This is a genomic window from Streptomyces sp. WY228, from assembly GCF_019287315.1.
Classification (GTDB): domain Bacteria; phylum Actinomycetota; class Actinomycetes; order Streptomycetales; family Streptomycetaceae; genus Streptomyces; species Streptomyces caviscabies.
The window spans coordinates 912,368-933,706 of sequence record NZ_CP079114.1 but is presented as its reverse complement, the minus strand read 5'-3'; the positions used below and the strand labels follow the sequence as shown (position 1 = coordinate 933,706).

At 71.9% G+C, this 21,339-nt stretch carries 15 protein-coding genes and 1 pseudogene; 5 read left to right on the top strand and 11 right to left on the bottom strand.

The window, feature by feature from the left end; translation table 11 throughout:
- The first annotated feature begins 25 nt into the window (after positions 1 to 25).
- Positions 26 to 1,591 carry a fused MFS/spermidine synthase gene (locus tag KV381_RS03690; RefSeq protein WP_218784520.1) on the top strand — a complete coding sequence of 522 codons (1,566 nt, stop codon included), beginning with the start codon at positions 26 to 28 and terminating at the stop codon, positions 1,589 to 1,591.
- A gap of 57 nt (positions 1,592 to 1,648) precedes the next feature.
- Here the strand turns inward: KV381_RS03690 and KV381_RS03685 are convergent, their stop codons facing one another.
- The 5 genes and pseudogenes from KV381_RS03685 to KV381_RS03665 form a co-directional block, all read right to left on the bottom strand.
- The gene (locus KV381_RS03685) at positions 1,649 to 3,430 is read right to left on the bottom strand and encodes an ABC transporter ATP-binding protein (RefSeq protein WP_098026238.1); all 1,782 of its coding nucleotides are present in this window, start codon (positions 3,428 to 3,430) and stop codon (positions 1,649 to 1,651) included.
- Positions 3,427 to 5,184 (bottom strand): annotated as a pseudogene (locus KV381_RS03680) (ABC transporter transmembrane domain-containing protein). The gene KV381_RS03685 and the pseudogene KV381_RS03680 overlap by 4 nt, the downstream one beginning before the upstream one ends.
- A 157-nt stretch (positions 5,185 to 5,341) precedes the next feature.
- A complete protein-coding gene (locus KV381_RS03675; protein WP_218784518.1) occupies positions 5,342 to 6,817 on the bottom strand; it encodes a Gfo/Idh/MocA family protein in 1,476 nt (491 codons plus the stop codon).
- A 262-nt stretch (positions 6,818 to 7,079) separates the two neighbouring features.
- Positions 7,080 to 10,031, bottom strand: coding sequence for an FAD-binding and (Fe-S)-binding domain-containing protein (locus tag KV381_RS03670; RefSeq protein ID WP_218784514.1), 2,952 nt, complete (start codon positions 10,029 to 10,031; stop codon positions 7,080 to 7,082).
- 33 nt (positions 10,032 to 10,064) lie between these two features.
- The gene (locus tag KV381_RS03665; RefSeq protein WP_179889539.1) at positions 10,065 to 10,568 is read right to left on the bottom strand and encodes a MarR family winged helix-turn-helix transcriptional regulator; all 504 of its coding nucleotides are present in this window, start codon (positions 10,566 to 10,568) and stop codon (positions 10,065 to 10,067) included.
- A gap of 113 nt (positions 10,569 to 10,681) precedes the next feature.
- Here KV381_RS03665 and KV381_RS03660 point away from each other — a divergent pair, with 113 nt between their 5' ends.
- The 3 genes from KV381_RS03660 (at position 10,682) to mltG (ending at position 14,515) form a co-directional block, all read left to right on the top strand.
- Entirely contained in the window at positions 10,682 to 12,499 is a 1,818-nt protein-coding gene (locus KV381_RS03660) for an ABC transporter ATP-binding protein (protein WP_218784511.1), read from the top strand.
- A gap of 129 nt (positions 12,500 to 12,628) precedes the next feature.
- A complete protein-coding gene (locus tag KV381_RS03655; RefSeq protein WP_030624020.1) occupies positions 12,629 to 13,240 on the top strand; it encodes a hypothetical protein in 612 nt (203 codons plus the stop codon).
- A gap of 411 nt (positions 13,241 to 13,651) precedes the next feature.
- Positions 13,652 to 14,515, top strand: a complete 864-nt coding sequence (gene mltG, locus KV381_RS03650; protein WP_218784508.1) for an endolytic transglycosylase MltG — start codon at positions 13,652 to 13,654, stop codon at positions 14,513 to 14,515.
- A gap of 85 nt (positions 14,516 to 14,600) precedes the next feature.
- Here the strand turns inward: mltG and KV381_RS03645 are convergent, their stop codons facing one another.
- The 6 genes from KV381_RS03645 to KV381_RS37020 all read right to left on the bottom strand — a co-directional run bounded on the left by KV381_RS03645 (position 14,601) and on the right by KV381_RS37020 (position 20,292).
- Positions 14,601 to 15,731, bottom strand: a complete 1,131-nt coding sequence (locus KV381_RS03645; RefSeq protein ID WP_032790368.1) for an NAD(P)-binding domain-containing protein — start codon at positions 15,729 to 15,731, stop codon at positions 14,601 to 14,603.
- Positions 15,732 to 15,838: 107 nt separating this feature from the next.
- On the bottom strand, positions 15,839 to 17,047 hold the full coding sequence (locus KV381_RS03640; RefSeq protein ID WP_030081413.1) for an LLM class flavin-dependent oxidoreductase: 1,209 nt from the start codon (positions 17,045 to 17,047) through the stop codon (positions 15,839 to 15,841).
- Positions 17,044 to 18,072, bottom strand: coding sequence for an ABC transporter substrate-binding protein (locus KV381_RS03635; RefSeq protein ID WP_086777366.1), 1,029 nt, complete (start codon positions 18,070 to 18,072; stop codon positions 17,044 to 17,046). The genes KV381_RS03640 and KV381_RS03635 overlap by 4 nt, the downstream gene beginning before the upstream one ends.
- Entirely contained in the window at positions 18,069 to 19,079 is a 1,011-nt protein-coding gene (locus KV381_RS03630) for an ABC transporter ATP-binding protein (protein WP_086777367.1), read from the bottom strand. Before KV381_RS03630 ends, KV381_RS03635 begins: the two co-directional genes overlap by 4 nt.
- The gene (locus KV381_RS03625) at positions 19,052 to 19,942 is read right to left on the bottom strand and encodes an ABC transporter permease (RefSeq protein WP_208635384.1); all 891 of its coding nucleotides are present in this window, start codon (positions 19,940 to 19,942) and stop codon (positions 19,052 to 19,054) included. Before KV381_RS03625 ends, KV381_RS03630 begins: the two co-directional genes overlap by 28 nt.
- A 266-nt stretch (positions 19,943 to 20,208) precedes the next feature.
- Positions 20,209 to 20,292, bottom strand: coding sequence for a putative leader peptide (locus tag KV381_RS37020; RefSeq protein WP_311307964.1), 84 nt, complete (start codon positions 20,290 to 20,292; stop codon positions 20,209 to 20,211).
- 92 nt (positions 20,293 to 20,384) lie between these two features.
- Between KV381_RS37020 and KV381_RS03620 the strand changes: the two genes are divergently transcribed.
- On the top strand, positions 20,385 to 20,807 hold the full coding sequence (locus tag KV381_RS03620; RefSeq protein ID WP_218784506.1) for a secondary thiamine-phosphate synthase enzyme YjbQ: 423 nt from the start codon (positions 20,385 to 20,387) through the stop codon (positions 20,805 to 20,807).
- Positions 20,808 to 21,339: the final 532 nt, after the last annotated feature.

Genomic DNA, 21,339 nt, shown 5'->3' with positions numbered 1-21,339 from the left:
GCCGCCCGCATGCGAGGATGCTGCGGTGACCACAACGCCCTCCTCGCCCGTGGCCGACGACCCCCGGAAAGCCGAAGACGATCCGCCCCGCGACCGGGGCCTGGGCCCCCGGACCGCGGCGGTGCTCGTGTTCGGCTCGTCGGCCGCGGTCCTGGTGGTCGAGATCGTCGCCCTGCGGCTGCTGGCCCCGTACCTCGGTCTCACGCTGGAGACCAGCACGATGGTGATCGGCATCGCCCTCACCGCCATCGCGCTGGGCTCCTGGCTGGGCGGGCGCATCGCGGACCAGGTCGATCCGCACCGGCTCATCGGCCCGGCGCTCGGGGTGTCGGGCGTCGTCGTCGCGCTCACCCCGCTCCTGCTCCGCACCACCGCAGAGTGGTCGCCCGCACTGCTTCTGCTGGTCGCGTCGGCGACCCTCCTGGTGCCCGGCGCACTGCTCTCCGCGGTGACCCCGTTCGTGACGAAGCTCCGGCTCACCAGCCTCGCCGAGACCGGCACGGTCGTCGGACGGCTCTCGGGCGTGGGCACCTTCGGAGCCATCGTCGGCACCGTCCTCACCGGATTCGTCCTGGTCTCCCGACTGCCCGTCAGCACCATCCTGATCGGCCTCGGAACGCTGCTGGTGCTCGGTGCCGCCGTCGTCGGACGGCGGGCCCGGCGTTGGCGGCGCACCACGGCCGTGGCCCTCGCCACCGTAATCGCGGGCTCCCTCGCCACCGCGTTCGCCCCCGGCGGCTGTGACGCGGAGACCCGCTACCACTGCGCCCGGGTCGTCGCGGACCCCGACCGGAACAGCGGCCGCACGCTCGTCCTGGACGGCCTGAACCACTCCTACGTCGACGTCGAGGACCCGGCACATCTGAAGTTCGCCTACGTCCGCGCCCTCGCCTCCGTGGTCGACACCGCCTTCCCCGAGGGCGAGCCGCTGACCGCCCACCACATCGGGGGCGGCGGCCTCACCTTCCCCCGCTACCTCGCGGCCGCACGCCCCGGCACCCGGAGCCTCGTCTCGGAGATCGACGGCGGAGTCGTACGCATCGACCACGAGCGGTTCGGCCTCGGCCCTTCGGCCACGACCGGGATCGACGTGCGGGTGGAGGACGGGCGGCTGGGGCTGCGGAGACTGGCGGCGGGCAGCCGCGACCTGATCGTCGGCGACGCCTTCGGAGGCGTCAGCGTGCCGTGGCACCTCACGACGGCACAGGCGCTGGGCGACGTACGCCGGGCGCTCGACGAGGACGGACTGTACGTCGCCAACCTCATCGACCACGGCGCACTGGCCTTCGCCCGCGCCGAGGTCGCCACCCTCGCCTCGGTCTTCCCGCATGTCGCGCTGATGGGAAAGCCGGCGGACATCGGACTGGACCCGACGGCTTCGACGATCGGCGGCAATCTGGTGGTGGTCGCCTCCGGCCGGCCGGTCGACGCCGCCGCGGTCCAGGAGGCCCTGGACGCCAGGGACGTCGGCTGGCGGATCACCACCGGCGACGCCCTCGCCGCCTGGACCGGGAACGCCCGGGTGCTCACGGACGACTACGCGCCCGTCGACCAGCTCCTCCAGCCCAACCGCACCCGGACGGCCCGGTGAACCCCGGGCCGTCCGGATCACTCACCCGTGTCGGGTCACTCGCCGGTGTCGGGCCGCTCACCCGTGCCAGGACCGCCACAGGGAGGCGTACGCGCCGTCCGCCGCGACCAGTTCGTCATGGCTGCCCAGCTCGCTGATCCGGCCGTCCTCCACCACCGCGATCACATCCGCGTCGTGCGCGGTGTGCAGCCGGTGCGCGATGGCCACCACCGTGCGGCCCTCCAGTACCCGGGCCAGTGAACGCTCCAGATGACGGGCGGCCCGCGGGTCCAGCAGCGAGGTCGCCTCGTCCAGCACCAGCGTGTGCGGATCGGCCAGCACGAGCCGGGCCAGCGCGATCTGCTGGGCCTGCGCCGGGGTCAGCGCGAACCCGCCCGAACCGACCTCGGTGTCCAGCCCCTTGTCCAGGCCCTTCGCCCAGCCGTCCGCGTCGACCGCCGCCAGCGACGCCCACAGCTCGGCGTCCTTCGCCCCGTCGCGGGCCAGCAGCAGATTGTCCCGGAGCGAGCCGACGAAGACATGGTGCTCCTGGTTGACCAGGGCCACATGCTCACGGACCCGCTCCGCCGTCATCCGCGACAGCTCGGCCCCGCCGAGCGTCACCTCACCGGTGCGCGGCGCGTAGATCCCCGCCAGCAGGCGGCCCAGCGTCGACTTGCCCGCGCCGGAGGGGCCGACCAGGGCGAGCCGGGTGCCCGGAGCCACGTCGAGCGACACCCGATGCAGCACGTCGACGCCCTCCCGGTAGCCGAAACGGACCTCGTCCGCCCGTACGTCGCGCCCGTCCGGGCCCACCCCGGCGTCACCCGCGTCCGGCTCGATCTCCCGGACGCCGACCAGCCGGGCCAGCGACACCTGGGCCACCTGGAGCTCGTCGTACCAGCGCAGGATCAGACCGATCGGGTCGACCATCATCTGGGCCAGCAGCGCCCCCGTCGTCAGCTGCCCGACCGTGATCCAGCCCTCCAGCACGAACCAGCCGCCGAGCAGCAGGACCGCGCCGAGGATCGTCACGTACGTCGCGTTGATGACGGGGAACAGCACCGAACGCAGGAACAGCGTGTACCGCTCCCACGCCGTCCACTCCTTGATCCGCCGGTCCGACAGCGCCACCCGGCGGTCGCCGAGGCGGTGCGCCTCCACGGTCCGCCCGGCGTCCACGGTCTCCGCGAGCATCGCGGCGACGGCGGCGTAACCGGCGGCCTCCGAGCGGTACGCCGAGGGGGCCCGGCGGAAGTACCAGCGGCAGCCCACGATCAGCACCGGCAGCGCGACCAGCACGGCCAGCGCCAGCGGGGGCGCGGTCACCGTCATCGCGCCGAGCAGCAGCCCGGCCCACACGACGCCGATCGCCAGCTGCGGCACGGCCTCGCGCATCGCGTTCGCCAGCCGGTCGATGTCCGTGGTGATCCGGGACAGCAGATCGCCCGTCCCGGCCCGCTCCAGGACGCCCGGCGGCAGCCCGACGGACCGTACGAGGAAGTCCTCACGCAGGTCCGCGAGCATCTCCTCGCCCAGCATCGCCCCGCGCAGCCGCATGGAGCGGGTGAACAGGACCTGGACGACCAGCGCGACGGCGAAGATCGCGGCGGTGCGCTCCAGATGCAGCTCCGCGACGCCGTTCGACAGGTCCTCGACCAGTCCGCCCAGCAGATACGGTCCGGTGATCGAGGCGATCACCGCCACCGCGTTGACCGTGATCAGGACGGCGAACGCCCTGCGGTGCCGGCGCAGCAGACTCCGTACGTAACTCCGCACGGTCGTCGGCGTGCCCACGGGCAGCGTCGTCGCCGACTCCGGTGCCGCGGGGTCGTACGCCGGGGGTGCGACGCCGATCATGCCCTCTCCTCGATTTCCTGGATGCTCTTCGCGGCGGGTACGGACGCGATGCCCGTCACGGCGTCCGGTGCGGACGCCGCCGCTTCGTCGTCGGTCTCCCGGGTGACGACCGCCCGGTAGCGCGGTTCGGTGCGCAGCAGTTCGCGGTGGACGCCCACGGCGACGACGGTGCCCTCGTGGACGAGGACCACCCGGTCGGCGGCGTCGAGCAGCAGCGGCGACGAGGCGAACGCCACCGTCGTACGCCCCTCGCGCAGCTTCGCGATCCCGGCGGCGACCCGCGCCTCGGTGTGCGAGTCGACCGCCGAGGTCGGCTCGTCCAGCACCAGCGCCTCCGGGTCGGTGACCAGCGACCGGGCCAGCGCCAGGCGTTGGCGCTGACCGCCGGACAGGGACCGGCCGCGCTCGGTGATCCGGGTCCGCATCGGGTCCCCGTCGTCGTCGGGGGAGGCTTGCGCCAGGGCGCTCAGCACATCACCGCACTGGGCCGCCTCCAACGCCGCCTCCGCCGTGACCAGACCGGAGGACGGCACGTCCAGCAGCTCCTGGAGAGTGCCGGACAGCAGCACCGGGTCCTTGTCCTGGACCAGCACCGCCGCCCGTGCGGTGTCCAGCGGGACCTCGTCCAGGGCGACCGCGCCGAGCAGCACGGACGGAGCCGCCTCGTCGCCGTCCTCGCCGGTCTCCGCGTGCCCGCCGAGCCGTTCGGCCAGCCGGCCCGCCTCGTCCGGGTCGCCGCAGACGACGGCGGTGAACTGCCCGCGCGGGGCCATCAGACCGGTCGCCGCGGTCGCACAGCACGTGGGCGGACGCCGCTACGCCATCGCGATCTCCTCGAAGTGACGCAAGGGGAACAGCATCAGCGTGGCCGCGCTGTAGACGGTGACCAGCTGGCCGACGTCGATGCGGCCGTCGCGGGCCAGCGTCGCGCCGTACCAGACCAGCGAGATCAGCAGGATGCCCGGCAGCAGCACCTGCACCGCCGAGATCAGCGCCCACATCCGGGCGCTGCGCACGGCCGCCCTGCGGACCTCCTGCGAGGCGCGGCGGTAGCGGCCGAGGAACAGCTCCTCGCCGCCGATGCCGCGCAGCACGCGCAGTCCGGCGACCGTGTCCGAGGCCAGCTCGGTCGCCTTGCCCGCCTTCTCGCGCTGCTCGTCGGCGCGCCGGGTGGCGCGCGGCAGCAACGGAAGCACGGCCAGCGCGAGCACCGGCATGGCGAGCGCCACCATCAGCCCGAGGGAGGGGAGGTAGAAGGCCAGGCCCACACAGATGACCACGAGGGCGGTGGCGGCGGCCGCGAAGCGGGAGAGCGCCTCGACGAACCAGCCGATCTTCTCCACGTCGCCGGTCGACACGGCGACGACCTCACCGGCCGCGACTCGCCGCGTCAGCGCCGAGCCCAGCTCGGCGGTCTTGCGGGCGAGCAGCTGCTGGACCCGGGCGGCGGCGCTGATCCAGTTGGTCACGGCCGTCCGGTGGAGCATGGTGTCGCCGACGGCGATCACGACGCCGAGCGCCAGGATGAGGCCACCGGCCAGCGCGAGCCGCCCGCCGGAGCGGTCGATGACGGCCTGGACGGCGAGCCCCACGGTGACCGGGAGACCGGCGATGCCGAGCTGGTGCAGCAGCCCCCAGGAGAGGGACTTCAGCTGCCCGGCGAGCTGATTGCGCCCGAGCCAGTAGAGGAATCGAGGGCCTGAACGGACATCGGGGTCGCCGGGATCCGAATACGGAAGGTCGCGAATCTGCATGACGTCCCAGGGCTCGTGAAACGGAGATCCGGGTGGACCTCGAAGAACGGGGTGACGTGCAAGGCTCCCTGTTCGTCCCGTTCCGGGGCAACCGGTTTTACGGTGTGCCACCGCCCTGCGGGGTCCCGCGCCGGATCGGCCCGGGACCCCGGGAACGTCACTCCGCGGGCTTCTCGGAGTCCACGCCGGACCGGGCCTTCCTCCACTCGCCCCGGGTGAAGTCCGGGATCGGCAGCGGCGCGCCCTTGGCCTTGATGGAGAGATGGCTCAGCGGTACGGGGGCGGTCCAGGTGGCCGCGTCGTACACGTCGAAGTCGGGGACCAGACCGAGCCGCATGCACTGCATCAGCCGGAAGACCATCATGTAGTCCATGCCGCCGTGCCCGCCCGGCGGGTTCGCGTGCTCCTTCCACAGCCAGTGGTCCCACTCGGCGTACTTCGAGAAGTCCGCCCACTGGTCGTCCGTGTGGTCGGGCTCCAGATAGATCCGCTCCGGGTAGTCCTCGAACACGCCCCGCGTACCGCCGAGGCTGTTGATCCGGGAGTACGGGTGCGGGGTCGACACATCGTGCTCCAGCCGGATCACCCGGCCCTTGGCCGTCTGCACGAGGCTGATCGTCCGGTCGGCCCCGATGTACGACTCCTTCCAGCTGGGGTCGCCGGGCGGCATGTGCTCCTTGCGGTACGCGGCGAGCCCCAGGGCGGGCGTGCCGATGCTCGTGATGCTGACGGCCCGGTCGCCCCGGTTGACGTCCATGTAGTTGGCGACCGGCCCGAACCCGTGGTTGGGGTAGAGGTCACCGCGCAGCCGGGTGTGCCACAGCCGCCGCCACGGGCCCTCGTAGTAGTCGGGGTCGAACATCAGCCCGCGCAGATCGTGGTTGTAGGCCCCCGCCCCGTGCAGCAGATCACCGAAGAGACCGGCGTGCGCCATGCGCAGCACCCGCATCTCGTTCTTGCCGTAACAACAGTTCTCCAGCTGCATGCAGTGCCGCCGGGTCCGCTCGGAGAGGTCCACCAGTTGCCAGAGCTCCTCCAGCCGCATGGCGATCGGACACTCCACGCCGACGTGCTTCCCGTTCAGCATCGCCGCCTTCGCCATCGGGAAGTGCAGCTCCCAGGGCGTCGCCACATAGACGAAGTCGAGGTCGCCGCGCTTGCAGAGGTTCTCGTAGTCGTCCTCGCCCTTGGCGTAGACGGTCGGGGCGGGCTGACCGGCGGCCGTCACCTTCGCTGCCGCCTTCTCGGCCTTGTCCCGGACCGGGTCGCAGACCGCCTTCACCTGGACGCCCGGGACGGCGAGGAAGAGGTCGATCATGCTGCCGCCCCGGTTGCCGAGGCCCACGATGCCGACCCGGACCGTGGAACGGCCCTCGAAGCGGACGCCCGCCATGGTGCGGCCCTGCCGGGCGGGGGCCGCGGCGACCGCCTCCGCGGTGGAGACGGCGGTCGGCTCGGCCGCCGACGCGGTGCCCCCGCCCAGTGCGCCGATGCCGAGTCCGGCCCCCGCCACGCCCGCCGTGGTCCACAGCACGGAACGGCGACTGGGATCCTGCCGGTCCGGCTCGTCGGCCGCGCCGCTGTGCGGGGGTATGTCCTGCGGTTCCGGTGCGGGCCGGGCGTCGTCGTTCATCGAGCCTCCAGGTGGGGTTGGGGGTTCAGACGGTGCGCGAGCGCGACCGGTCCCCCGTACGGATACGGGCGCGGGGACCGGGTCTCGGTAAGGACCCTGGAGGGTGAGGCTGATGGTGCGCAAGGGAAGTATTTGGACTCTCGTCCTCAAACCTTGGACTTTCTTCACGGCACGCCTAAGCCCCAACTGGTGCAACCAATTGGGGCCTCGAAACGCTCAGTTGTGCAGGCCGGCGGGGGTGTCCGCGCCGGCCGTCACCGGCTCACCCGACGGTCGGCCGGGTGGCGTGCTCCAGCTCGATCAGCGCCGAGCGGTAGGGGTGCCCGGTGGCGCGTTCCATGCCGATCTCGCACATCCGGTTCGCCGACAGATGGGCGTCGTAGGGGCGGCGGCCGACCTCGGCCGCCTCCTTGGCCGTCGCCGAGTCGGTCAACTCCTTGTGGAGCATGCCCCGGTCGCCGGCGAACGCGCAGCACCCCGCGTCGTCCGGCACCACCACCTCCTCCGCACAGGCCTCGGCCAGCGCCCGCAACCGGTCGACGTCACCGAGGTGTTCCATCGAACAGGTCGGATGCAGGACCGCCGAGCCGACCGTCCGGAACACCGTCAGACGCGGCAGCAGCTCCTCGGCAGCCCACACCAGCGAGTCCACGACGGTCAGTTCGCGGTGCAGGGCGCGATTGTCCTCGCTGAGGTAGGGCACCACCTCCTCGGCGATGCCGAGCGTGCAGGAGGACGCGTCCACGACCAGCGGCAGCGTCCCGCCCGCCGTCCAGCCCCAGGCGGCCTCCACGATGCGGTTCGCCATGATCCTGTTGCCCGCGTCGTACCCCTTGGAATGCCAGATCGTCGCGCAGCACGTCCCCGCGACGTCCTCGGGGATCCACACGGGCCTCCCGGCCCGCCCGGACACGGCGACGACCGCCTCGGCCAGGGAGAGGCCCGGCGTCTCCTTCCGCTCCGGCCCGGCGAAGATGCGGTTGACGCAGGCCGGGTAGTAGACCGCGCTCGCCCCGACCCTCGTGGTGGGCGGCAGCCGCCGGGCCGCCGCACCGGGGAGCTGCGGCAGCCACTCCGGTACGAGATCGGGGCGCACAGCCCTGCGCGCGAGCCGCGTCACGGCCTGGAGCGGGCCGTCGCCCACCCGCTCGCCGACCGTGTCGGCCGCGGCCACGGCGAGCCGCGCCGACGCCTCCACCACCCGGAAGTTCTTCGCGGTGAGCGCCGCGATCCGCTCCTCGCGCGGGGTGTGCCTGCGGTGCCGGAAGCCCTTCATCATCGCCCCGGTGTCGATGCCGACCGGACAGGCGAGCTTGCAGGTGGAGTCCCCGGCACAGGTGTCCACGGCGTCGTATCCATAGGCGTCCAGGAGCCCGGCCTCCACCGGTGAGCCGTCGGCCTGGCGCATCATCTCCCGGCGCAGCACGATCCGCTGGCGCGGAGTGGTCGTCAGATCCTCGCTGGGACAGGTCGGTTCGCAGAAGCCGCACTCGATGCACGGGTCGGCGACCGCCTCCACCTTCGGAATGGTCTTCAGACCCCGCAGATGGGCCCGCGGATCCCGGTCCAGCACGATGCGCGGAGCGAGCACCCCGGCGGGGTCGATGACCTGCTTCGTCCGCCACATCAGCGCGGTGGCGCGCGGCCCCCACTCCCGCTCCAGGAACGGCGCGATATTGCGTCCGGTGGCGTGCTCCGCCTTGAGCGACCCGTCGAAACGGTCCACCACCAGCGCGCAGAACTCCTGCATGAACGCGTCGTACCGCTCGACGTCGGACGGCTTCGCCGCGTCGAACGCGAGCAGGAAGTGCAGATTGCCGTGGGCGGCGTGACCGGCCACGGCGGCGTCGAAACCATGGCGCGCCTGGAGCTCCAGCAGCGCCTCGCAGGCATCCGCCAGCCGGACGGGCGGCACCGCGAAGTCCTCCGTGATCAGGGTGGTGCCCGAGGGCCGGGACCCGCCGACCGCCGTGACGAACGCCTTGCGGGCCTTCCAGTACCCGGCGATCGTCGCGGCGTCCCGGGTGAACGCGTTGGTCACCGACGCGGCCGGGGCGACCAGGTCGAGACCGGCGACGACGGCGTCGGCCGCCCGTTCGAACGCCTCCTGGCCGGCCTCGTCGGCCGCCCGGAACTCCACCAGCAGCGCGGTCGTCTCCCGGGGCAGCGCCGCCCAGTCCGCCGGAACGCCCGGCACGCTGACGGAGGCGCGCAGGGTGTTGCCGTCCATCAGCTCCACCGCGATGGCCCCCGCCTCGTTGAACCCGGGCACGGCGGCCGCGGCGGCGGTGAGGGAGGGGAAGAACAACAGGGCGCTGGAGACCCGCCGGTCCAGCGGCAGCGTGTCGAAGACGACCTCCGAGATGAAGCCGAAGGTGCCCTCGGAGCCCACCATCAGCCCCCGCAGGATCTCCACCGGGGTCGCCCCGTCGAGGAAGGCGTCCAGGCGATAACCGTTGGTGTTCTTGATCGTGTACTTGGCGCGGATCCTGGCGGTCAGCTCCTCGTCCGCCTCGATCTCGGCCTTCAGCTCCAGCAGCCCGGCGCACAGCTCCGGCTCGGCGCGGGCCAGCTCCTCGTCCGCGGCGGGGTCGGCGGTGTCGACGACGGTGCCGCTCGGCAGTACGAAGGTGAGCGAGGCGAGCGTCCGGTAGGAGTTGCGGGTGGTGCCCGCCGTCATGCCCGAGGCGTTGTTGGCGACGACCCCGCCGACGGTGCAGGCGATGGCGCTGGCCGGGTCGGGGCCCAGCAGCCTGCCGTACCGGGCGAGGGTGGCGTTGGCCCGCATGACCGTCGTCCCCGGCCCGATCCGGGCCCGCGCCCCGTCGTCCAGCACCTCGACCCCGGTCCAGTGACGGCGTACGTCGACGAGGATGTCCTCGCCCTGCGCCTGGCCGTTGAGGCTGGTGCCGGCGGCCCGGAAGACCACGTCACGGCCCTTGCCGTGGGCGTACGACAGGATCGCGGAGACGTCGTCGAGATCCTCGGGGACCAGCACGACCCGGGGGAGGAAGCGGTAGGGGCTGGCGTCGGAGGCGTACCGCACGAGGTCGGAGATCTTCCAGAGCACCTTGTCCGCGCCGAGCAGGGCCGTCAGCTCGCCGCGCAGCGGTTCCGGGGTGCCCCCGGAACTGCCGTCGGTGACCCGGTCGGGGGCGGGTTCCCGGGCCGTTCCGGGGCGCAGGGCATCCGGGTCGGGCTCCAGCAGCGGCATCTCGGCCATCCTCTCGGCGGCTCGGCGCGGTGCTCAGCAGTGGCGTTCCGGCATGCCGTCGACCAGGGCGGACAGCAGCCCGCCGAGCACCTCGCGCTGATCGGCGGTCAATGGAGCCAGGATCTCCTCTGCGGCCGCCCGGCGCGCGCTGCGCAGGGACCGCAGCGTGGCGCGCCCCTCGTCCGTGATCTCGACGCGGACCACCCGGCGGCTGTCGGGATCCGGGGCGCGGCGCACCCGGCCGCTCGCCTCCAGCGCGTCGACCAGCGTCGTCACGGCGCGCGGAACGACGTCCAGACGCCGGGCGAGATCCGCCATCCGGGGGGCCGCGTCGTAGCTCGCGACCGTCCGCAGCAGCCGGAACTGGGCCGGAGTGATGTCGATCGGCTCCAGCTGGCGGCTCTGGATGCGGTGCAGCCGACGGGTCAGCCGCAGCAGCTGCTCGGCGAGTATGCCGTCGGCGTCGGATGAGCCGGAGCTGTATGAGCCGGGCGGACCGGGGGAGCCGAGCGGACCGGAGGAATCTGGGGCGTCCATACGGGAACAATATCAGGACCTTGTTCATTGTGAGTACAGGTAACAATGAGCTAGGCTCTCACTCTGCGGGGCCGGGACCGCCCGGCCTCGCCTCACGCCCGACGAAGGAGCCCATGAAACCCGACGAACCCACGTGGACGCCCCCGCCCGATGCCCGCACCGACGCCGACCGGCCGCCCGCCGAGGTGCGCCGCATCCTCCGCCTCTTCCGCCCCTACCGCGGCCGCCTGGCCGTCGTCGGCCTGCTGGTCGGCGCATCCTCCCTGGTCGGGGTCGCCTCCCCGTTCCTGCTGCGCGAGATTCTCGACACCGCCATCCCGCAGGGCCGCACCGGCCTGCTGACCCTGCTGGCCCTCGGCATGATCCTCACCGCCGTGATGACCAGCGTCTTCGGCGTGCTCCAGACATTGATCTCGACCACCGTCGGCCAGCGCGTCATGCACGACCTGCGCACCGCCGTGTACACCCAGCTCCAGCGGATGCCGCTCGCCTTCTTCACCCGCACCCGCACGGGCGAGGTGCAGTCCCGCATCGCCAACGACATCGGCGGCATGCAGGCGACGGTCACCTCCACCGCGACCTCGCTGGTCTCCAACCTCACGGCCGTCATCGCCACCGTGGTCGCCATGCTCGCCCTCGACTGGCGGCTCACCGTCGTCTCGCTGCTCCTGCTGCCGGTCTTCGTCGCGATCAGCCGTCGCGTCGGCCGCGAGCGCAAGAGGATCACCACCCAGCGCCAGAAGCAGATGGCCGCGATGGCCGCCACGGTCACCGAGTCCCTCTCGGTCAGCGGCATCCTCCTCGGCCGCACGATGGGCCGATCCGACTCCCTCACCCAGGGCTTCGCCGAGGAGTCCGAGCGCCTGGTCGACCTCGAAGTGCGCTCCAACATGGCCGGCCGCTGGCGGATGTCCACGATCGGCATCGTGATGGCCGCCATGCCCGCCGTCATCTACTGGGCGGCCGGAATCACCCTCCAGTCCGGTGCCACCGCCGTCTCCCTCGGCACGCTGGTCGCCTTCGTCACGCTCCAACAGGGGCTGTTCCGCCCCGCGGTCAGCCTGCTCTCCACCGGTGTGCAGATGCAGACCTCCCTCGCCCTCTTCCAGCGCATCTTCGAGTATCTCGACCTCACGGTGGACATCACCGAACCGGAGAAGCCGGTCCGCCTGGAGAAGATCCGCGGCGAGATCGCCTTCGAGAACGTCGACTTCAGCTACGACGAGAAGAACGGCCCGACGCTCACCGGCATCGATGTGACCGTCCCCGCGGGCAACAGCCTCGCGGTCGTCGGATCCACCGGTTCCGGCAAGTCCACCCTCAGCTATCTCGTGCCCCGGCTGTACGACGTCACCGGCGGCCGGGTCACGCTCGACGGGGTCGACGTCCGCGACCTGGACTTCGACACCCTCGCCCGAGCGGTCGGCGTCGTCTCCCAGGAGACCTACCTCTTCCACGCCTCGGTCGCCGACAATCTGCGCTTCGCCAAGCCGGACGCCACCGACGAGGAGATCGAGGCCGCGGCCCGCGCCGCGCAGATCCACGACCACATCGCCACCCTGCCCGACGGCTACGACACCCTCGTCGGCGAGCGCGGCTACCGCTTCTCGGGCGGCGAGAAGCAGCGCCTCGCCATCGCCCGCACGATCCTGCGCGACCCGCCGGTGCTGATCCTCGACGAGGCGACCAGCGCGCTCGACACCCGTACGGAACAGGCCGTGCAGGAAGCGATCGACGCCCTCTCCGCCGGACGGACCACGCTCACCATCGCGCACCGCCTCTCCACCGTCCGCGACGCGGACCAGATCGTCGTCCTGGAGGACGGCCGCGCCGCCGAACGCGGTACGCACGAGGAGTTGCTCGACCGCGACGGCCGCTACGCCGCGTTGATCCGCCGCGACTCCCACCAGGTCCCGGTGCCCTCCTCCTGACGGGGCGAGGAGGGGCCGGCCTCCGACGGCACCGGCCCCTGATGCCACCGGCCCCTGATGCCACCGGCCCCTGATGCCACCGGCCCCTGATGTCACCGGCGCGGCGCGCGTACGGCATGATCGCCGCGCATGAGAGCTCTCCTCGGGGTGGAACTCCCCGGCTACCGGACCGTCGACACCGACACCTGGCTGAACGACCACGGCGATGTGCTGTCGCTGCACTTCTTCGACCTGCCGCCGGATCTGCCGGCCGCCCTGGACGACGGCCCGGCCCTGCGCCACGGCCTGACCCACTTCACCGCACGAGCGGGCGGCGGACTCATCGAGGCATCGGTGAAGCGGCTGGGCGAGCTGCCCGCCCTGCGGCAGATACTCAAGCTGCCGCTGCCGGGACAGCCCAGCGGCCAGGCGTTCATCGGCAGCTACACCGTGCCGCGCGCCGGGTGCAGCACCGTGGTGAAGATCCAGGCGGCGGAGCGGGGCATGACGGGCATGCGGGAAGCCGTGGTGATGGCGAAGCTCGGCCCCGACCAGTACTTCCGGCAGCACCCCTACGCCCCCGAAGTCCGGGGCGGGCTGCCCTTCCACGCGGCGGACCACGTCCAGTGGGATGCCGAGTTCCCGGACCACCCACTCACCCGGGTCCGCCGGACGCTCGACGCGCTCGCCGAGGCGGTGACGGTCGTACCCGAGTTCACCGCGCTGCCGCCGTTCACCGGACCGGCCGCGACGAGCGGCTGAGCCGCCCGGCCCCGTACGCGACACATGACGTCAACGCAGCGGCGCCGCCGCTCCCGTGGGACGGGGAGCGACGGCGCCGGGTGGAGCAATGGTCAGACGAGCCAACCCACGAAGTGGACGACGCCGGCAAGCAGGTTGGTCAGGAAGTTCATCTGGTCGTTCTCCTTGTACGTGGTGCATCTGTGGGACTGCGCAGTAGCGGTCTGCAGCCCGTTGACTGCGCTCTGCAATCATCACGCCCCGGACGGGTGAAGAGCAACGAATCCCCTGACGATCACGCGTTCCAGCGAACACCCGAACACCCGATCCCTTGTTCGTGCGGTACGGCGTTCGTGTCGCGTTCGTCCCGCCGGAGCCGACGCCGTGGCAGGGCTACCGGCCGTGGCCCGCACCCCGGGTTAACGTGCCCGCATGGTGAACGAGTCCCCGGACGCCCGACCCCGCCGCAGACTCCGCCCGACCCGACGGGGGAAGGCCGTCCTGGTCGTCGGCGCACTGCTCGTCGTGTCGGCCGCCGTCCTGATCCCGCTGGCCCTGACCGGATCGGACGAGGGCGGGCGGGAGAAGGAACGCCCGCAGCGGAAGACCCTGATGATCCCCGAGGGCCGCCGCGCCTCGCAGGTGTACGAGGCCGTCGACAAGGCGCTCGACCTGAAGCCCGGCAGTACCGAGAAGGCCGCCTCCACGGTGGACCTGGAGCTGCCCGACCAGGCCGCCGGAAACCCCGAGGGTTACCTCTTCCCGGCCACGTATCCGGTCGACGCCGGGACCGAGCCCGCCGGGCTGCTGCGCTACATGGCCGACACCGCCCGCAAGCACTTCGGCGCGGACCACGTCACGGCGGGCGCGCAGCGCAACAACGTCTCCGTCTACGACACGATCACCATCGCCAGCATCGTCCAGGCCGAGGCCGACACCGCCTCCGACATGGGCAAGGTGGCCCGGGTCGTCTACAACCGGCTGCTCAAGGACATGCCGCTGCAGATGGACTCCACCATCAACTACGCCCTCAAGCGCTCCACCCTGGACACGACGACCTCCGACACCCAGCTGGACAGCCCGTACAACAGCTACCGGATCAAGGGTCTGCCGCCGACGCCCATCGGCAACCCGGGGGAGGAGGCGCTGCGCGCGGCCGTCAGCCCGACGCCCGGGCCCTGGCTGTACTTCGTCACGGTCGGCCCGGGCGACACCCGGTTCACCGACGACTACGACGAGCAGCAGAGGAACGTCGAGGAGTTCAACCGCGGCCGAGGCTCCGCCACCACGAGCTGACCGCGTCCGCCGACGGAGTACGGCGGAGAAAGACCAAGGAAGCAGAAGGAAGGGCGGAGGAGGGGCGGAGGAAGGGCGGAGGGGATCAGGCCCCCGGGACCGGTGCGGCGACGGCCGCCCCGGTTTCCTCGTCCGCCCGCCCGCCACCGGTCCCCTTCAGCAGCCGCAGGACCGACCGGACCGCCGCGCGGCCCGCCCGGTTGGCGCCGATCGTGCTGGCGGACGGCCCGTACCCGACGAGATGGACGCGCCCGTCGCGGACGGCCCTGGTGTTCTCGGCCCGGATGCCGCCACCCGGCTCACGCAGCTTCAGCGGTGCCAGATGGTCCACGGCGGGCCGGAATCCGGTCGCCCAGAGGATCACATCGGCCTCGACGGTACGACCGTCGTCCCAGGCCACGCCGGTCGGCGTGATCCGGTCGAACATCGGCAGCCGGTCCAGCACGCCCGCGGCCCGGGCCCGCCGCACGGCATCGTTCAGCGGCAGTCCGGTCACGCTGACCACGCTCTTCGGCGGCAGCCCCTTGCGTACCCGCTCCTCCACCATCGCCACGGCTGCCCGCCCCCACTCCTCGGTGAACGGACCTTCGCGGAAGACCGGTTCGCTGCGGGTCACCCAGAAGGTGTCGGCCGCGTACTCGGCGATCTCCATCAGATGCTGCGTACCGGAGGCGCCGCCCCCGACCACGAGGACGCGCTGCCCCGCGAACTCCTCGGGCCCCGGGTAGTTCGCCGTGTGCAGCTGCCGCCCCCGGAACGTCTCCTGGCCCGGGTAGCGCGGCCAGAACGGCCGGTCCCAGGTGCCGGTCGCGTTGATCAGGGCCCGCGTCGCGTACATCCCCTCGGACGTCTCCACCAGCAGCCGCCCGCCGCTTCCCTCCCGTACGGCGCTCACCTCCACGGGCCGGTGGACCCGCAGGTCGAAGCGCTCCTCGTACGCGGCGAAGTACGCACCGATCACCTCCGACGAGGGCCGGTCCGGGTCGGCGCCGGTCAGCTCCATGCCCGGCAGCGCGTGCATCCCGTGGACCTTGCCGTACGTCAACGAGGGCCAGCGGAACTGCCATGCGCCGCCCGGCCGGGGCGCGTGGTCCAGCACGACGAAGTCGTCGTCCGGCTTCAGCCCGACGCGGCGCAGGTGGTGGGCGGCGGACAGCCCCGCCTGACCCGCGCCGATCACGACCACGTCCAGCTCGCGCACCCCAGAAATGTTCACGCTTCTACTAACTGTTCGGGGCTCCGGGATCTTCCCGTACGGAGGAAGGCCTCGGAGCCCCGATGCGGTTCACCGCCGGCGGCAGGCCCCAGCGGTGGGCCGGGAGGTCAGCGGCCCCCGGCGAGCAGCAGGGGCGCCCCGCCCGGAGCCGGGACGGTCCGGCTCTCGGAGCCGGGGCCACCCAGCAGCGGCGACGCGGGCACGGTCGACAGCAGCCCGCGCCGGGCCAGCTCGGGTGTGACGCCCTCGCCGAACCAGTACGCCTCCTCCAGGTGCGGATAGCCGGAGAGCACGAAGTGCTCCACGCCCAGCGCGTGATACTCCTCGATCCGGTCGGCGACCTCCGCATGGCTGCCCACCAGCGCGGTACCGGCTCCGCCGCGCACCAGGCCGACCCCCGCCCAGAGGTTCGGCGCGATCTCCAGCTTGTCCCGCGAGCCACCGTGCAGCGCCAGCATCCGCTGCTGCCCGACCGACTCGCTCTTCCCCAGCGCCTGCTGCGCCGCCGCGATCGTCTCCGGATCGAGGTCGCCCAGCAGCCGGTCGGCGGTGGCCCACGCCTCGGCCGAGGAGTCCCGCGAAATGGTGTGCAGCCGGATACCGAACCGGACCGTGCGACCCTGCTCCTCCGCGAGACCGCGAATCCAGTCGATCTTCTCCTTCACCGCGGCGGGCGGCTCGCCCCAGGTCAGATAGACATCGGCGTGGGCGGCGGCGACCGGCCCGGCGGCCGCCGACGACCCGCCGAAGAAGATCTCCGGCAGCGGGTCCGGCGGCAGCGCGGTCAGCCCGCCCTCCACCTGGTAGTGCTCACCGTCGAAGTCGTACGGCTGTCCGCTCCAGGCGCCCCGTACCACGGACAGGAACTCCGCGGTCCGCGCATAGCGCCGGTCGTGGTCCAAGTGGTCCCCGAAACGCCGCTGTTCGGTCGAGTCGCCGCCGGTCACCACATTGAGCAGCAGCCGCCCCCGGGTGATCCGCTGATAGGTGGCGGCCATCTGCGCGGCCAGCACGGGCGAGATGACCCCGGGCCGGAACGCCACCAGGAACTTCAGCCGCTCGGTGTGCTGGGCGAGCGCCACCGTGGTCAGCCAGGCGTCCTCGCACCAGGTGCCGGTCGGCGTCAGCACGGCCTCGAATCCCAACTGCTCGGCCGCTTTGGCGATCTGGGCCAGATACTCGATGTCCGGGGCGCGCACGCCGCTCACCGGGGTGATCCGGTCGCGCTTGATGCCGCCGTCGGTGTACGCGTGCCGGTCGACGAGCGTCCGGCCGTCGCCTCCGGTGGGCAGGAACCAGTGCAGATGGACGTTCACGAGGAGGCCTTTCCGTACGAGCGCGGTGCGGTGGAGGAAGCGGGGAGGTCGCGGTTGAAGCGGGTGTCGACGTAGTCCTCGAAGTCGAACTTCCGGGGAATCAGCTTCAGTTCGGCGAAGGTGTCGGCGATGTCCTGTTCGGAGGCGATGGCCGCGGCGTCGATCGCGATCGGGACGCGGGTGCCGTAGGTGAGCTTCACGGCGTCCAGTGCCACCTCGTAGGGGAGCCCGGTCTCCTTCGCCCAGACCTTCGCCCACTCCTCCGGGTGCTCGAAGACCCACTTCTGGGCCCGCTCCAGCCGGACGAGCAGATCGCCGATGGCCTGCGACTTCTTCTGGTCCTTGAGCGACACGGGCGAAGCGACCTGGAACCCGAGGCCGTTGACGACCCCTTCGCCGGTCGTGAGCACCCGGGCGTCCGCCGTGCGCAGGACCTGCGAGGTGTACGGGTCCCAGATCGCCCAGGCGTCGACCTTGCCCCGGCTGAACGCGGCGAGCGCGTCGGCGGGCTGGAGGTAGTTCAGCTTCACGTCCCCGATGCCCAGCCCGGCCTTCTTGAGCGAGGCGACCAGCTGGAAGTGGGCCGAACTGCCCTGCGCCACGGCGATGGACCTGCCCTTGAGCTGGGCCGGCTTCGTGAGCGGCGAGTCCTCGGGCACGACGATGGCCTCACCGGCCGACGAGCCGTGGGCGGCGCCGACGACGGCGATGTTGGAGTCGGCCCCGGCGGCGAAGACGGGCGGCGTGTTGCCCACGCCCCCGATGTCCACCGCCCCGGCGCTGACGGCCTCCAGCATGGGCGGCCCCGAGGTGAAGGTGGACCACTTGATGCGGTAGTCGAGATCGTCGAGCTCACCGGAGGCCCGCAGGATCGCCTCGTAACCGCCCTTCTGGTCACCGACGTTGAGCGTCAGGCTGCCCTTCCCGTCCGTGCTGCCGCCCGAGTTGGCGGACGAGGCGCCGCCGCACGCGGAGAGGAGCAGGGCGAGGGGCAGGAGCAGGGCGGGCAGGATGCGGCGCTTCATGAGACGTCTCCGTGGCGGGGGTGTGCGGGCGATGCGGCGGGGTTCTTCGTGACGGCAGGGCCGTTCTGGCGGGGCGGCGCGGCGACATCGGACGGGGGCCCGTCGGCGGCGGAGGTATCCGGCTCGCGGTGACCAGGGATACGCGACTCCCCGCGAGCGAGGCGCTCACCTGCCGGGCCGTCCTGGACCTCGGGGAAGCCCTCACCCTCCGGGCCGTCCTCGCCCTCCGGGTCGCCCTGGCCCTCGACGCCGAGTTCGGCCAGCAGTCGGGAGCGCAGTTCGGCGAACCCGGGGGAGCCGACCCCGCGCGGCCGGTCCAGCGCGACGGGCGTGTCGTACGCGATCCGGCCCTCCCGCATCACCAACGCCCGGTCGGCCAGCAGCAGGGCCTCGTCCACGTCATGGGTGACGAGCAGCACCGCGCAGCCGCGCCGCTGCCAGAGTTCGGCGACGAGCTGCTGGGCCTTGATCCGGGTCAGCGCGTCCAGTGCGCCGAAGGGCTCGTCGAGCAGCAGCAGATCGGGCTCGCGCACGAGGGCCCTGGCCAGCGAGGCACGTTGGGCCTCGCCGCCGGACAGCGTCTTGGGCCACGCCCCGGCCCGCTCCGCAAGGCCGACCTCCGCCAACGCCTGCTCGGCGACGGCGCGTTCGGGCTTGCCCGGCAGCCCGAGCAGCACATTGCGCCAGACCCGCTTCCAGGGCATCAGCCGTGGGGCCTGGAACGCGACCGCGCGCCGGCGGGGCACCAGCACGGTGCCCGAGATCTCGCGGTCGAGCCCGGCCAGCACCCGCAGCAAGGTCGACTTGCCGCAGCCGCTGCGCCCGAGCAGTGCGGTGAACTCGCCTGCCCTCAGGGTGAGATCGAGGTCGTCGATGACCGCGCGACCGTCGAAGGCGCGGGTGAGCCCTTCGACCCGTACGGCCGCCTCCGGTGCATCGCCCGAAGCCGTGGCCCCGGGGCCGGGGTCAAGAATGTCTTTCACTGGCCGGTGAAGGTCGGTCGCCATTGCAGCAGCAGCCTTTCGAGGGTCCGGACGATGATGTCGGCGGTGAGGCCGAGGAAGGCGTAGACGACGAGACAGACGACGATCACGTCGGTCCGGAAGAACTCGCGGGCCTGGTTCATCAGGAACCCGATCCCGGCGTCGGCGTTGATCGACTCACCGAAGACGAGAGCGAGCCAGGCCGTGGCCAGCGAGTAGCGCAGACCGGTCATGGCCCCGGGCAGCGCCCCCGGCAGCACCACATGGCGTACCAGGCCCCACCGCCCGAGCCCCAACGACTCACCGGCCTCGATGAGTTGGGCGTCGACACCGCGGATGCCCGCGTACACGTTGAGGTACAGATGGAAGGCCACCCCGAGCGCGATGAGCGCCACCTTCGGCGCCTCGCCGATCCCGAGCCAGATGATGAACAGCGGGATCAGCCCCACCCAGGGCACGGTGCGCAACATCTGCACGGTCGCGTCGACCAGGTCTTCCCCGAGCCGGGAAAGCCCCGAGGCGAGCGCGAGCGCCGTCCCGACGACCCCGCCGAGCAGCAGCCCCACGACGACCCGCTGGAGCGAGACCCCCATCGCGGCGGGCAGCGTCCCGTCGGCCACCAGGTCGGCCCCGGCGCGGGCGATGGTCCCGGGCGAGGCGAGCACATCGGGATGCAGCACCCCGGTGGCGCTGAACACCTGCCACAACACGAGCAACAGCGACGGCCCCACCGCCCGCCGCGCCCACCGCGGAGCGGCCCGCAGCCACGACCGGCGCACGGACGCCGGAACGACCGCCTCCAGCTCGGGCGGGGTACGCGTCGGCGCGGAGGCCTTCTCCGGAGCGAGGTGCGCTGCGGGTGGGGGTGGCGCATGGCTGACGGTCATGGGGGCTCCACGGAAGGCCGCACGGATGCGGGGCGGGCGAGGGATCGCGGGCATGCCGAGGCACCCCCGTACCGCATGCGTCATGACCGACCGGAGGCGGGCGGGGAGACGGAAAGCGGGTAGGGCGGAGCGCTCAGCGGACAACGCCCGGCACGGCGCCGGGCGCGACTACAACAGGACGAGCGACGGAGTACCGCAGACACCGGGGCAGCCGTGCGGCCGGAAACGGTCCGGGAGTCGCTGGAGGCGGGGTCGCCGAAAGAACGTCAGCAGCCGCGACAACACGCGGCGGATGCCACTCGCAGCAGGTCGATGTGACCGCGCGAAGTGAGCAGAGCTGATCGGAACATGGCGCTGAACGTAGTCATCCGGTCAGGACACGGTCAATGGTGTCTCGGAGCGTGGACGTGGCATCTCACACCTGTGGGGCGAAGATGGAGGCATGTCCGATTCCTTCACCACCACGGTCCTGAACATCACCACGGGTACGGCCGAGAGCGTCACGGACCTGACACGCGCCTGCGAGGAGTTCCTCACCCGCACCGCGCCCGGCCGCGACGGCCTCCTCAACGTCTTCGTCCCGCACGCCACGGCCGGCATCGCCGTACTGGAGACCGGCGCGGGCAGCGACGACGACCTGCTGGCCTCCCTCCACCACCTGCTCCCCGCCGACGACCGCTGGCAACACCGCCACGGCAGCCCCGGCCACGGCCGCGACCACGTACTCCCCGCCCTGGTCCCGCCCCACGCCACCCTGCCGGTGATCGGCGGCCGACTGGAACTGGGCACCTGGCAGTCGGTCTGCCTGGTCGATACAAATCGCGACAATGCAAACCGGCAGGTCCGTCTGTCGTTCCTCGGGTAGAGCTGCGTCTTCCGTCACTGTAGGAGCGATGTCCGGCCGCTCCAAGTGAGAGGGGCCCAGCTCCGGGCAGGGCTGGATGAGCAGTGCTGCGCGGCGATGTGCGCTTGGGGAGGATGTCATCCGCGAGGAACTCGGCATCATCCGCATCGAACGCGTGCTGACCGACACTGCCAGGGCCTGACCTTTGTCAGTCCGTTGCTGGCAGTGGGCTGACGTCCGCCACCGGGGCGCCCGGGGATTCCGTCCCTGGGGGCTCCGGAACGCTTGACCTGTAGTGCATTTCAAAATGCAGACTCCCCATCGAGCCCGGACTACCGGGCCGAAGAGGAGGACAACCATGAAATACCGCACCATAGGCACCGACCCTGCCCACCGGCGTGAGGAGCGTGCTCGTGCTCGGCGTGATGCCCGCGAAGCGTTGAAGAAGGTGTTACTCCACCGAATGGTGACTTGGACACGCGACTCGAATCGTGAGTATCTCCTGACGGAGATCGCCCTGTGCGGGCAGTGCCGCACCCGGCTGTACGGCGCA